Origin of the sequence: Nocardioides segetis, from assembly GCF_051390595.1 — a bacterium.
Classification (GTDB): Bacteria; Actinomycetota; Actinomycetes; order Propionibacteriales; family Nocardioidaceae; genus Nocardioides.
In genome coordinates this window covers 168,235-181,317 of sequence record NZ_JBNINR010000004.1, presented here as the reverse complement: position 1 = coordinate 181,317, position 13,083 = coordinate 168,235, and the positions used below count along the sequence as shown (strand labels likewise).

At 71.7% G+C, this 13,083-nt stretch carries 12 protein-coding genes; 8 read left to right on the top strand and 4 right to left on the bottom strand.

The annotated features are described in order from the left end of the window. Positions 1–203: 203 nt before the first annotated feature. Together ACPZVR_RS09330 and ACPZVR_RS09325 are read right to left on the bottom strand one after the other, a co-directional pair. The gene (locus ACPZVR_RS09330; protein ID WP_436699299.1) at positions 204–1,028 is read right to left on the bottom strand and encodes an ABC-2 transporter permease; all 825 of its coding nucleotides are present in this window, start codon (positions 1,026–1,028) and stop codon (positions 204–206) included. Beyond that, a complete protein-coding gene (locus tag ACPZVR_RS09325) occupies positions 1,025–1,948 on the bottom strand; it encodes an ABC transporter ATP-binding protein (RefSeq protein ID WP_436699298.1) in 924 nt (307 codons plus the stop codon). Before ACPZVR_RS09325 ends, ACPZVR_RS09330 begins: the two co-directional genes overlap by 4 nt. Positions 1,949–2,069: 121 nt before the next feature. On the opposite strand from ACPZVR_RS09325, the gene ACPZVR_RS09320 reads away from it, so the two are divergent. Next, complete coding sequence (locus ACPZVR_RS09320; protein ID WP_436699297.1) at positions 2,070–2,708, top strand: DsbA family oxidoreductase; 639 nt, start codon at positions 2,070–2,072, stop codon at positions 2,706–2,708. A 91-nt stretch (positions 2,709–2,799) separates the two neighbouring features. Here the strand turns inward: ACPZVR_RS09320 and ACPZVR_RS09315 are convergent, their stop codons facing one another. Beyond that, on the bottom strand, positions 2,800–3,252 hold the full coding sequence (locus ACPZVR_RS09315; protein ID WP_436699296.1) for a MaoC family dehydratase: 453 nt from the start codon (positions 3,250–3,252) through the stop codon (positions 2,800–2,802). Positions 3,253–3,453: 201 nt separating this feature from the next. Between ACPZVR_RS09315 and serA the strand changes: the two genes are divergently transcribed. Further along, positions 3,454–5,052 (top strand): phosphoglycerate dehydrogenase, encoded by a 1,599-nt coding sequence (gene serA / locus ACPZVR_RS09310; RefSeq protein WP_436699295.1) that lies wholly within the window; start codon positions 3,454–3,456, stop codon positions 5,050–5,052. A 94-nt stretch (positions 5,053–5,146) separates the two neighbouring features. On the opposite strand, the gene yczR is transcribed toward serA, so the two are convergent. Beyond that, positions 5,147–6,604, bottom strand: coding sequence for a MocR-like transcription factor YczR (gene yczR, locus ACPZVR_RS09305; RefSeq protein ID WP_436699294.1), 1,458 nt, complete (start codon positions 6,602–6,604; stop codon positions 5,147–5,149). 61 nt (positions 6,605–6,665) lie between these two features. Here yczR and yczE point away from each other — a divergent pair, with 61 nt between their 5' ends. From yczE to ACPZVR_RS09275, 6 genes are read left to right on the top strand one after another with little or no spacing between them, the layout of a single operon-like run. Next, entirely contained in the window at positions 6,666–7,358 is a 693-nt protein-coding gene (gene yczE / locus ACPZVR_RS09300) for a membrane protein YczE (RefSeq protein ID WP_436699293.1), read from the top strand. 53 nt (positions 7,359–7,411) lie between these two features. Further along, on the top strand, positions 7,412–8,641 hold the full coding sequence (locus ACPZVR_RS09295) for a toxic anion resistance protein (protein WP_436699292.1): 1,230 nt from the start codon (positions 7,412–7,414) through the stop codon (positions 8,639–8,641). A gap of 36 nt (positions 8,642–8,677) precedes the next feature. Beyond that, complete coding sequence (locus ACPZVR_RS09290; protein ID WP_436699291.1) at positions 8,678–9,196, top strand: hypothetical protein; 519 nt, start codon at positions 8,678–8,680, stop codon at positions 9,194–9,196. Next, positions 9,193–10,845, top strand: a complete 1,653-nt coding sequence (locus tag ACPZVR_RS09285) for an AAA family ATPase (RefSeq protein WP_436699290.1) — start codon at positions 9,193–9,195, stop codon at positions 10,843–10,845. The genes ACPZVR_RS09290 and ACPZVR_RS09285 overlap by 4 nt, the downstream gene beginning before the upstream one ends. After that, complete coding sequence (locus ACPZVR_RS09280) at positions 10,842–12,134, top strand: GlnX family signal transduction membrane protein (protein ID WP_436699289.1); 1,293 nt, start codon at positions 10,842–10,844, stop codon at positions 12,132–12,134. The genes ACPZVR_RS09285 and ACPZVR_RS09280 overlap by 4 nt, the downstream gene beginning before the upstream one ends. Beyond that, entirely contained in the window at positions 12,131–13,069 is a 939-nt protein-coding gene (locus ACPZVR_RS09275; RefSeq protein WP_436699288.1) for a glutamate ABC transporter substrate-binding protein, read from the top strand. The genes ACPZVR_RS09280 and ACPZVR_RS09275 overlap by 4 nt, the downstream gene beginning before the upstream one ends. The last annotated feature ends 14 nt before the right edge of the window (positions 13,070–13,083 follow it).

Below are 13,083 nucleotides of genomic sequence, written 5' to 3'. Positions count from 1 at the left end.
ATCCGACGGTGACACGATCCGCCCGCAGGCGACTCACCCATCTTGGGCATCTGATCGCCGACCCGGCGCAGTCTGAACCCGAGATGACGCCGACCCGGCGCAGTTTCAATGCACGATCGCACCGACCCGGCGCAGATTGAACGTTGTCCGTTCAATCTGCGCCGGGTCAGCGTTGTCTGCTGTTCAATCTGAGCCGGGTCGGGCTACTTGACCTCGGAGCGGAGCACCAGGCGGGTGCCGATCAGGAGTGGCAGCACGATCCACAGCGCCGAGGTCACCCCGAGCTGCGCCCAGTCCTGGCCGGTGAGACTGCCGTCGAACAGCAGGAACCGGGTCTCGTTGACGTCGAACCAGCCCGCGTTGTCGGCCCACCACTCCTGGGTGGACGCCAGGGCTCCGGAGAGGCCCGGCAGCACCAGGTTGACCACGAAGTAGCCGACGATCGCGGCCGGGGAGCTGCGGAAGAGCAGGCCGAGCACGAAGCCGAGCATCATGCCGAGCTCGTTGGCCAAGACGATCTGCGCGAAGCCCGAGACCGAGATGTCCCACTGCGCGTCGGCGCCGGTGATCATCGCGGTGACCAGGTTGCCCACGGCGCCCACGCCCAGCGCGACCAGCATGCCGACGAACCCGATCAGCAGCGTGTTGAGCAGTTTCGCGGCCAGCACCCGCGAGCGTCCGGGCACCAGGGTGAAGGTCGTCAGCGTGGTGCGCTGGCTCCACTCGCTGGTGACCGCGAGGACACCGATGACCGGCAGGATGACGGACATCGGGCTGCCGATCGAGGCGGCGAACGACTCGAACGTCAGGGTGTCGCGGTCACCGACGATCACCGTGATCGCGGTGGCGACCGCGGAGGTGATGACGATGCTCGCCATGAGCCAGAACCCGGACCGGGTGTCGAACATCTTGCGCAGCTCGACGTGCTGGACCCGGCGGAAGGGGGTGCGGGCCGGGACGGGTCGGGTCCGCGGCGCGGGGGCGGTGGACACGTCGGTGTCCGGGGTGGTGACGGTCGTGGCGGTCATGCCGCGGCTCCTTGCGTGGTGGTGTGGTCGACGCTCTCGCGCTGGCTCTCGGCGGTCAGGGCCAGGAACATCTCCTCCAGGCCCGCCCCGTCGGCGGCCCGGAGCTCGGTGACGGCGATCCCGGCGGCGAACGCGGCCTGGCCCACGCGGGTCAGGTCGGCCTCGGCGAGGACGGCGCCCCCGGAGGTCGGGCGGGCCGCGATGCCCGAGGCGACGAGCGCGGCGGCGAGCGCGGCGCCGTCGGCGGCGCGGACGAGGGTGCCGGCGCCCGCCAGCAGCTCCTCCTTGGTGCCCTGAGCGACGATCCGGCCGTTGCCGATGACGACCAGGTCGTCGGCGATGACCTCGATCTCGTGCAGCAGGTGCGAGGAGAGCAGGACGGTGCCGCCCTGGTCGGCGAAGTCCCGCAGCAGGTCCCGCATCCAACGGATGCCGGCGGGGTCGAGGCCGTTGGCGGGCTCGTCGAGGATGAGCACCTCGGGGTCGCCGAGCAGCGCGGTCCCGATGCCGAGCCGCTGCCGCATGCCGAGGGAGTAGTTGCGCACCCGGCGGCTGGCCTCGTCGGGCGTCAGGCTGACGCGCTCCAGCATCTCGTCGACGCGCGTCCGCGGCAGGCCCATGGTGAGCGCCGCGATGGTCAGGATCTCCCGACCGGTGCGTCCGGCGTGCTGGGCAGAGGCGTCCAGCAGGACGCCGACCTCGCGACCCGGGTCGGGCAGCTCGGCGAAGCGGCGCCCGAGGACGCGGACCTCGCCGCTGCCGGGTGCCGTCAGGCCGACCATGACCCGCATGGTGGTGGACTTGCCGGCGCCGTTGGGCCCGAGGAAGCCGGTGACGCGGCCGGGCTGCGCCGTGAAGGAGACGTCGTCGACGGCGGTGAAGCTGCCGTACGACTTGCTGAGGGACTCGACGGTGATCATGACCCGAAGCCTGTCGTCGCGGGCCCCCGCGCCGCTTCGGGCAGATCCCTTGACCCGTCCCTGAGGTCACCCTGGCGGCCCCTAGGGGAAGCAATCAGGGGTACGCCGTGTTGGGCTCGTCGTGCGTATCGAGATCTGGGCCGACGTCGTGTGCCCGTGGTGCTACATCGGCAAGCGGAGGCTGGAGAAGGCGCTCGCCTCGTTCGAGCACCGAGACGAGGTCGAGGTCGTCTACCGCTCCTACGAGCTCGACCCGTTCGCACCCGAGGTCGGCACCGAGACCACGGTGCAGGTGCTCGGTCGCAAGTTCGGCGCCGACGAGGCCGCCACGCGGGAGATGATGGCGCGGGCCGACGAGGTTGCGGCGGCGGAGGGGCTGCACTTCTCGCACGCCGACGCGCTTCACGCCCGCACCCTGACTGCCCACCGCCTGCTCCACCTGGCGAAGTCCCACGGGCGCCAGCAGGCGCTGCTGGAGGAGGTGCTGGCGGCGTACTTCACCCGCGGCGAGTCGCTCGGCGACCACGACGTGCTGCGTCGGGCCGCCGCGGTGGCCGGACTCGACGCCGACCGGGTCGAGCAGGTGCTCGGCAGCGACGAGTTCCGCGACGACGTCATGGCCGACGTCGCGCAGGCCCGCGCCTACGGATCCAGCGGTGTGCCGTTCTTCGTCCTCGACGGGCGGTTCGGCATCTCCGGTGCTCAGCCGACCGAGCTCTTCGAGCAGGCCCTGACGCAGGCCTGGGAGTCGCGCGCCTGACCTGACTTGTCAGGTGTTTCCTGCGCTTGTCCGGCGTTGCAATGGCCGACAAGTGCGGGAATCGCCGGTCGACCGGCGATTCCCGCAGCCGCTACGGCAGCAGCAGGACCACGGTCTCCGCGACGCAGGCGGGCTTCTGCTCGCCCTCGATCTCGACCGTGTGGTGCACGGTGATCTGCTTGCCGCTCGGGATGTCGACCACCTCGCCCATGGTGACGTGGAGTCGGATCCGCTTGCCGACGAGCAGGGGCGCGGGGAAGCGGACCTTGTTGACGCCGTAGTTGAGCTTGGCGCCCGGCGTGCGCAGGGTGAACACCTGGCTGCCGAGCCACGGCACGAGGGACAGCGTGAGATAGCCGTGGGCGATGGTGCCGCCGAACGGACCCTCCTTGGCCCGCTCGAGGTCGACGTGGATCCACTGGTGGTCCCCGGTCGCGTCGGCGAACTGGTTGACCCGGCGCTGGTCGATCGTCACCCAGTCGCTGGTCCCGAGGTCGGTGCCCGCGGCCTCGGTCAACTCCTCGAACGTCGTGAAAACCCGCATGTCTGGCTCCTTCGCCCCGCCCTCGAATCGGTGGCACGACCCTACCGTCGCGCGGGCGACCCCGGCCCAGGGTCTCGCCGCCGGCCGCTGCCGAGCGCCGTGCGGACATGACTGCGGGACCGTGCGGGGTGGGAGTAGGCTGGCCGCGCCCGCACAGCGCCGTGCACCCCCTGATCCGCACATCCTGCGAAGGACCCCGCTGTGACTGCCACGACCGCACGCCCCGTCGTCCTCATCGCCGAAGAGCTGAGCCCCGCGACCGTCGAGGCGCTCGGCCCGGACTTCGAGATCCGCCACTGCGACGGTGCCGACCGGTCCGAGCTGCTGTCCGCGATCGGGGACGCCGACGCGATCCTGGTCCGGTCCGCGACCAAGGTCGACGGGGAGGCGCTGGCGGCGGCCAAGCGGCTCAAGGTCGTGGCGCGCGCGGGCGTCGGCCTCGACAACGTCGACGTCAAGGCGGCCACCCAGTCCGGCGTCATGGTCGTCAACGCGCCGACCTCCAACATCATCTCCGCCGCCGAGCTCGCCGTCGCGCTCATGCTCGCCGCGGCGCGTCACGTCTCGCCGGCCCACGCCGCGCTGCGGGGCGGCGAGTGGAAGCGGTCGAAGTACACCGGCATCGAGCTGTTCGAGAAGACCGTCGGCATCGTCGGCCTCGGCCGGATCGGCGTGCTCGTCGCCCAGCGACTCGCGGCGTTCGGCATGAACGTCATCGCCTACGACCCCTACGTCCCGGCCGGCCGGGCCGCGCAGGTCGGGGTCCGGCTCGTCGACCTCGACACCTTGATGGCCGAGTCGGACTTCATGTCCGTCCACCTGCCCAAGACCGCCGAGACCGTCGGCCTCATCGACGCCGACGCCCTCGCGAAGGCGAAGCCGTCGCTCGTGCTGGTCAACGCCGCGCGTGGCGGCATCGTCGACGAGGACGCGCTCTACGACGCGCTCAAGACCGGGCGGATCGCCGCGGCCGGTCTCGACGTGTTCGCCACGGAGCCCTGCACGGACAGCCCGCTCTTCGAGCTCGAGAACGTCGTCGCCACCCCGCATCTGGGCGCGTCGACCGACGAGGCGCAGGAGAAGGCCGGCATCGCGGTGGCGAAGTCGGTCCGGCTCGCCCTCTCCGGCGAGCTGGTGCCCGACGCCGTCAACGTCCAGGGCGGTGTCATCGCCGAGGACGTCCGCCCGGGCATCCCGCTGACGGAGAAGCTCGGCCAGATCTTCACCGCCGTCGCGGGCGAGGTCGCCCAGCAGCTCGACGTCGAGGTCCGCGGCGAGATCGCCGACCACGACGTGAAGGTGCTCGAGCTGGCTGCCCTCAAGGGCCTGTTCGCCCACGTCGTCGAGGAGCAGGTCTCCTTCGTCAACGCCCCGCTGCTCGCGGCCGAGCGGGGCATCGCGGTCCGCCTCGTCATGGACGGCGAGAGCGGCGACCACCGCAACCTGATCACGCTGCGCGGCACGCTCGCCGACGGCACGCAGGTGTCGGTCAGCGGCACCCTGGTGGGCATCGCGCAGCGCGAGCGGCTGGTCGAGGTCAACGGCTACATCGTCGACATCGAGCCGACCGAGCACCTCGCGTTCTTCACCTACGTCGACCGTCCCGGCATGGTGGGCACGGTCGGCCAGATCCTCGGCGAGGCGGGCGTCAACATCGCCGGCATGCAGGTCTCCCGCGAGACCAAGGGCGGCGACGCCCTCGTGGCGCTCTCCGTCGACTCGGCGATCCCGGCCGAGGCGCTCACCCAGATCGAGGACGCCATCGAGGCGACGTCGATCCGCGCGGTCGACCTGGTCTGAGGGGCGCAGGAATCGCCGGTCGACCGGCGATTCCGACGCTTGTCGGGCGCTGCAACGCAGGACAAGCGCAAGAAACGCCCGACAAGTACGCGCCTCAGGCCACCAACACCGGCTCGGCTCCTGACGGCGGTGCCGCGGCGCCGGCCCGCCCGGAGGTGACCACTGCCCAGGCGTCCGCGATCCGTCGAACGGCCTCGACCAGCTCGGGCGCGGCGGCGGCGTAGGGCAGCCGGAGGTAGCGGTCCAGCCCGCCCTCGGGTGCGAAGGACGGGCCGGGGGCGAGGAGTACGCCGTGGCGCTCGGCCTCGGTGGACAGGGCGGTCGCTCCGGCCCGGGGCAGGTGGCACCACAGCGCCATCCCGCCGTGCGGCAACCGGAACTCCCAGTCCGGCAGGCGCGCGGCCAGCGCGCCGGTCATCGCGTCGCGCTGCTCGCGCAGCCGCGCCCGCTGCCCGCGGACGAGGGCGTCGAGGTCGCCGGTCAGCAGGCGGGTCAGCACCAGCTGCTCGAGCACCGGTACGCCGAGGTCGAGGCCGACGCGGGCGCGCGTGAGCCGGTCGACCTGGGCGTGGGGCGCCCGGATCCAGCCCAGGCGCAGGCCGCCCCAGATGCTCTTGCTGGCGCTGCCGACGCAGATCGCGTCGGGAGCGTGAGCGGCGAACGGCGTACCGGCCACCACGTCGTCGTCGAGCGAGAGCAGGTAGTGCGCCTCGTCGACGATGGCGATGGCGCCGGTGCGGGCCAGCAGTCGGGCGTACCGCTCCCGGTCCGCCTCGCCCATCACCAGTCCCGTCGGGTTGTGGAAGTCCGGCATCGCGGACACGAGCCGCGGTCGGTGGCGCGCCAGCGTGGCGGCGACCGCGTCGAGGTCCCAGCCGTACGGATCGAGCGCGATGCTGGCGATCCGGCCGCCTCCGGCGCGCAGCGCCTGCACGGCATTGGGGTAGGTCGGGGACTCCACCAGCACCCGGTCCCGCGGACCGGCGAGCGCGCTCCCGACGACGGCCGTCGCCGCGAGCGCGCCCGGGGTGACGATGATCTGCTCCGGTGCGGTCGGCAGTCCCCGCGCGTCGTACGTCGCGGCGATGGCGGCCTGCAGGTCGGGCATGCCGGCGGGGAAGTAGCCGTGTCCACCGAGATGGGCGGGCAGGTCGGCCGCGGCCTCGGCGTAGACGGCCGCGATGCCCGGGGGCGCGGTGGCCGCGGCGCAGACGAGATCGATGACGCCGTTGCCGACGTCACTGGGCCACAGGGCGCGGTCCAGCGCCCGGATCCGTCCGCCGGGCAGGCGGGTGAAGGTCCCGGAGCCCTGCCGCGCCTCGGCATAGGACGAGTCGCGGAGCACGGCGTACGCGCGGGTGACGGTGGTCCGCGAGACGCCGAGCGCCTCGGTGAGGTCGCGCTCGCTCGGCAGCCGGGTGCCGTAGCCGATCCGGCCGTCGCCGATCAGCTCGCGCAGTGCGTCGGCGAGGCCGGCGTAGGCGGGGGAGCGGTCGAAGCCCGCGACCAGCGAGGCGAGGCGGGGCGCCGACAGCGAGGTGGACTGCTCCATGCAGACCATTGGATCACGATTGGCTATTTCCTGACAGTCCAATCATGGCGATCCTGGAGCCATGTCCCTCGCCGCCCCTGCCCCGCGGGTCGCCGTCCAGCTCGCCGATCTCGGCCCGGTCGCCCAGCTCCGCGCCGGTCGCCTGCCCCGCCGCCTCGTCCAGCTGTACGTCGGCCTCTGGCTCTACGGGGTGAGCCTGGCCCTCATGGTGCTCGGCGACATCGGCCTCGCCCCCTGGGACGTGCTGCACTCCGGGTTCGTCCGCCACGTCCCGATCACGCTGGGCCAGGCCGTCGTGCTGTTCAGCTTCGCGGTGCTCGTGCTGTGGATCCCGCTGCGGGAGAAGCCCGGGCTCGGCACCATCTCCAACGCCATCGTCGTCGGCGTCGCGGCCGACGCCACCCTCGCGATGTTCGACGCCCCCGACCCCATCGCCGTCCGGATCGCCCTGATGGTCGGCGGGATCGTGCTCTGCGGCCTGGCCACCGCCCTGTACATCGGCGCCCAGCTCGGCCGAGGCCCCCGCGACGGCCTGATGACCGGCCTGGCGCGGCGTACCGGCCTCTCGATCCGGCTGGTCCGCACCGGCATCGAGGTCACCGTCGTCGTGATCGGCGTCCTGCTCGGCGGCACGCTGGGCCTCGGCACGGTCGCGTACGCCCTCACGATCGGGCCGGTGGCGCAGTGGATGATGCCGTGGTTCATCGTGCGGCTCGAGACCGGCGGCCCCGGGTCCACCCTGACCGAACCCTGATTTGCCCCGCTGACCCTGCATGACGCAGGGGTTGGCTGGATAGGCTCGGGGCCATGACCACCGACGGTTCCCAGGCTGCCGCACCTGAGCCCACCCCGCTCGCCCCTCCCGAGCCCGTGATCACGCTGACCGCGCCCGAGGCTCCCGCCCCGGTCGTCGAGACGCAGGCGCCCAAGATGGCGCCGCAGGTCGAGGCGGCGATGGTGCCCGAGCTCGACGCGAAGGTCGACAGCTTCCTGACCTCGCTGACGGCGACGAAGGCGGGCAGCCCGGAGTTCGCCAAGCAGGCCGAGAACGTGCGGACGATGGGCGACGCCGACATCCGCAAGGCCGCGGAGACGTCGAACCGGATGCTCGACAAGCCGGTCAACGCGCTCAAGACCGGTGGCATCGCCCAGGGCTCGAACGTCGGCAAGACGCTGCTGGAGCTGCGCCGTACGGTCGAGGACCTCGACCCGGGCCAGGCGACCGGCGTGAAGAAGTGGTGGGACAAGCTGCCCTTCAACGACAAGATCGAGGACTACTTCCGCAAGTACCAGTCCTCGCAGAGCCAGCTCAACGGCATCCTGCACTCGCTGCGCAGCGGCCAGGACGAGCTCACGCGCGACAACGTCGCGCTCAACCTCGAGAAGACCAACCTGTGGTCGGTGATGGGCCGGCTCAACCAGTACATCTACGTCGCCGAGAAGCTGGACGCGAAGCTGTCGGCGAAGATCGCGGAGTTGGAGCTGAGCGACCCGGAGACGGCGAAGACGCTCTCGCAGGACGTGCTGTTCTACGTCCGCCAGAAGCACCAGGACCTGCTCACCCAGCTCGCCGTGTCGATCCAGGCCTACCTCGCGATCGACATCATCATCAAGAACAACATCGAGCTCATCAAGGGCGTCGACCGCGCGACCACGACGACCATCTCCGCCCTGCGTACGGCGGTCATCGTCGCCCAGGCGCTGAGCAACCAGAAGCTGGTGCTCGACCAGATCACCGCGCTCAACACGACGACCTCGACGATGATCCAGCGCACCTCGGAGATGCTCAAGGAGAACTCCGCGGCGATCCAGGAGCAGGCGGCCTCCTCGACCATCGGCCTCGAGCAGCTGCAGGCGGCGTTCGCCAACATCTACGCCACGATGGACTCGATCGACGAGTTCAAGCTCAAGGCGCTCGACAACATGTCGACCACCATCGGCGTCCTCGAGAACGAGGTGCAGAAGTCGAAGGAGTACCTCGACCGGGTCCGGCAGCACGACGCGCGCAACGCGGCCGGCACGCTGGACATCGGCTGACCCGAGCGACGGTCGCGGGGACAGGACGGATTTCGGGTGGGGCTGAGGTCGTGGTGGCGCAGGTCTCGGGGAGACACGACGCAGGAGCCGGCGTACGTCGTGCCGCCGGCGCCGACCGAGCAGGACATCCGGGCTGCGCTGAACCAGGTGTACGCCATGCTCACCGACAACAACGCCCCGCCGGTGGTGGTGTCGCGCGTACAGCGGATCGCGCGCACCATCAACCAGACGCTGCCGCGGCTGAGCCAGCTCGGGTTGGGCAGCGAGGAGAGCTACTCGGTGGTCGCGACGGCGACCGACTACCTCCCTGAGGCACTGCAGTCCTACCTCCGACTGCCCCGCGACTGGGCCGACACCCGGCCGATCGACGGGCCGAAGACGGCCCTGCTCATCCTCATCGAGGCGCTCGAGCTGCTGGGCGTGACGATGGACCAGATCCTCGACGCCGCGAACCGCGCCGACGCGCAGGCCCTCATCGCGCACAGCCGCTTCCTCGACGCCAAGTTCGGCCACTCCTCCTCGGGCGGCCCCGACCTCACGCTGGGAACCACATGACCACCCTCACCGAAGCCCTCGACGGCCTCGTCGCCGCCGCCCGCGCGGCTGGGCTCGACGAGGCCGCCGCCCGCGCCGAGGGCGAGGCGGTCGCCGCCACCGTCTCGGAGCGCTCCCGCGGCGCGTTCGTCGACTGGTGCGCCCAGACCGGGCGCGAGCGGTCCGCCGAGGAGCACATGCTCGCGGCCAAGCGCGGCAACCGGTTCCGCGCCGGCCCGACGCCGCTGATGTCCCAGCTGCTGCTGGAGAAGTCCGCGGCCTCGGCCGACTACGCCGGCGCGCTGGCCGACGTCGCGCTGGCCGGGTCGCGCCTGGGCGAGCCGGGTCCCGACGCGATCGGCGCCGCCACCACGGTCACCACCGCCCAGCTCGGAGGGACGGCCGGCCCGGCACCCGCTCTCACCCCGTCCGCCGAGGCCCCGGGCGCCTTCGACCTGCCCACGCCTCAGCCGGTGCCCGGCCTGGGGGACCAGATGCTCGACCAGGTCCGCCGCGTCGGGGAGCAGGTACGCCGGCAGCTGGGCGCCCTCGGCACCACGGCGCCGCCCCTCCCGGTCGACCCCGCGGGCGGCACCGACATCACCGGCACCAGCACGGGCACCGGCGGCTCGTCGACCGACGCCTCCCGGCCCGCGGGCGGCGTACAGACCGAGGCGGCGGAGCCCGCCACGCCGCCGGCCGAGGAGGAGAGGCCGGAGGAGCCGACCAAGACCGTCGAGGAGCTGCTCGCCGAGCTCGACGGGTTGATCGGGCTGGCCAACGTCAAGGGCGAGATCCATCGTCAGGCCGCCGTGCTGCGGGTCGAGGGACTGCGCAAGCAGGCCGGCCTGGAGAGTCCGACGATCACGCGGCACCTCGTGTTCAACGGCAATCCCGGCACCGGCAAGACCACCGTCGCCCGCCTCGTCGCCGGCATCTACCGCGCGCTCGGGCTGCTCTCCAAGGGTCAGCTGGTCGAGGTAGACCGCTCCGAGCTGGTGGCCGGCTACCTGGGCCAGACCGCCGCCAAGACCGCCGAGGTCGTGAAGTCCGCCGAGGGCGGCGTGCTGTTCATCGACGAGGCGTACTCCCTCTCCGGCGACCAGTACGGCAAGGAGGCCATCGACACGCTCGTCAAGGAGATGGAGGACAAGCGCGACGACCTCGTCGTCATCGTCGCCGGCTATCCGCTGCCGATGGCGATCTTCATCTCCGAGAACCCGGGCCTGGAGAGTCGCTTCCGCACCACGATCGACTTCTCCGACTACACCGACGACGAGCTCGTGGCGATCTTCGCCTCCATGGTGAAGGGGGCCGACTACGACGCCGGCGAGCCCGTCCTCGCGCGGCTGCGCGAGATCCTCGCCGGCACCGAGCGCGGCCCGTCGTTCGGCAACGCCCGCTTCGTGCGCAACCTGATGGAGGCCGCGGTCGGCCATCACGCCTGGCGGCTGCGCGAGGTCGCCGAGCCCACGCTGGAGCAGCTGCGCGCGCTCGAGCCCGACGACCTCGTCGTCGACCCCAACGACCAGGCCGCCACGCCCGACGGCGAGGTCGCCCCACCCGGGCAGGCCGAGCAGGCCGAGCCCGCCGAGCCCGTCGACCCGTTCGGCGACGACGCCACCGCGGTCCGCACGCCGGCGACCGTCGAGGAAGAGGAGCAGCCGTGAGCCAGACCGCCATCCCGCAGGCAGCCCCGCCCCCGCCGCCGGCCTTCGCGTCCGCGCCGGCACCGACCGGGGCGGCGCCCGCCGCCGCCCAGCCCGCGACGTCGTACGTCGACACGCCGGCGTTGCTCAACCGCTGGCAGCTCATCGGGATGAGCGTGGCCGTCGTGTTCGGCATCGTCAGCGCGCTGCTGCAGTTCGTCGGCTGGCAGGCCGACGGCCGCGCGGCCGACGACACCGAGCAGCTGGTCCGGATCCAGGAGGTCCAGTCGTCCCTGCTGCGGGCGGATGCTCTCGCGACCAACGCCTTCCTGGTCGGCGGTCTGGAGAACACCGACCAGCGCGCGGAGTACGACGAGGCGATCGACGGAGTGCTGCGCCGGATCGCGGACGCCGCGGAGGCGCAGCCGGCCGACCGTGAGGCACTGGCCACGCTCAACGAGCTGGTCGACGACTACGCGACCTTCATCGCCCAGGCCCGCGCCAACAACCGGCAGGGCTTCCCGGTGGGCGCCGGCTACCAGACCACGGCGAGCGACCAGCTGCGGAACGAGGCGATCCCGGTGCTGGACGCGTTGGTCGAGGCCAACACCGATCGTGCCGACGGGGCGATGAACGGGCAGCACCCGGTGTGGCTCCTCCTCCTCGGGATCCTCGTGCTCGCCGCCTTGTGGTGGCTCAACCGCGAGCTCGCGCGCACCTTCCGCCGGCGCTTCAACAAGGGGCTGGTGGTCGCGGCCGCCATCGTCGCCGCGGTGACCCTGGTGACGGTCGTCGGGGCGTGGCTGCGTGACAACTCCAACGACTCGTTGCGGGACGGAGCGTTCGATGAGGCCGTCTCCAGCGCCACCGCACGGACCGCCGCCAACGACGCCAAGGCCAACGAGAGCCTGCGGCTGATCAGGCGCGGATCCGGGGCGGACAACGAGGAGGCGTGGGGCGAGCAGGCCGCGGTGGTCGAGAAGAACGTGCCCGCGGGCGACCTCGGCGAGTGGACGACCTACGCCGAGCGCCACCAGCAGATCGTGCAGCTCGACGACTCCAACCGCTGGGAGGAAGCGGTCGCCATCGCCACGTCGGTCGACGAGAGCACGGGCGCCACCGCGCCATTCGACCGCTTCGACGAGATGGTGGCCCAGGACGTCGAGAAGGCCAGTGCGAGCGCGATCGACGACCTGCGCAGTGGGCGATGGCTCGCCCTCGTCCTCAGCGGACTGACCGTGCTGCTGGGCATCGCCGCCGCGGTGAGCGTGGCCCGAGGTATCGGCGAGCGACGGAGGGAGTTCTCATGAAGCAGTCCCGTTCCCGCCTGGGGGTGGCCGCCGCGGTCCTCGGGCTGCTGGTGCTCGCCGGTTGCTCGTACGACGCGACGAAGGTCCCGACCTACGAGGAGCCCGCGGCCGCCGCGCCCAGCCCCGCGTCCTGCGAGACGACCGACGCGGACCTGCGCTCCTATGCCCCGAGCCGCGACGGTGGCGCCGCGGTGAAGCGCATCCGGGAGGCGGGCGTCCTCAAGGTCGGTGTCTCCGGCGACACGCTCCTGCTCGGGTCGCGCAACCCGTCGACCAACGAGATCGAGGGCTTCGACATCGACATCGCCCAGCGGATCGCCGACGAGCTGGGCGTGAAGCTGCAGAAGCGCGTCATCAACGCGGGCGATCGCATCGGCCTGCTGCAGAACCGCGAGATCGACCTCGTCTCCCGCAACATGACGATCAACTGCGCGCGCTGGCAGGAGATCGCCTTCTCGGCGGAGTACTACCACGCCGGTCAGAAGGTGCTACTGCGCTCCGACCTGGCCGACACCTACCAGGGGCCGCAGGATCTCGCGGGAGTCACCGTCTGTGCTCCGAGCGGCACGACGAGCATCGACAACATCCGGCAGGAGCAGCCCGAGGCCAAGGCGGAGACCGCCCTCACCCACACCGGCTGCCTGGTGAAGTTCCAGCAGGGCCAGGTCGACGCGATCACCGGCGACGACACGGTGCTCGCCGGCCTCGCGGCTCAGGACAAGCTCTATGCGGAGGTTCCGCCGCAGGAGCCGTTCACCGACGAGCCCTACGGCATCGGCGCCAACATCGAGGACACCGATCTCGTCGCCTTCATCAACGCGGTGCTCGAGGAGATGCGCTCCGACGGCAGCTGGCAGGAGTCGTACGACCGGTGGCTGCGTCCTGACCTCCAGGGCGTCGACCCGTTGCCGTTCCAACCCGCCTACGGCCGGTGAGCGTGCCGGCGACC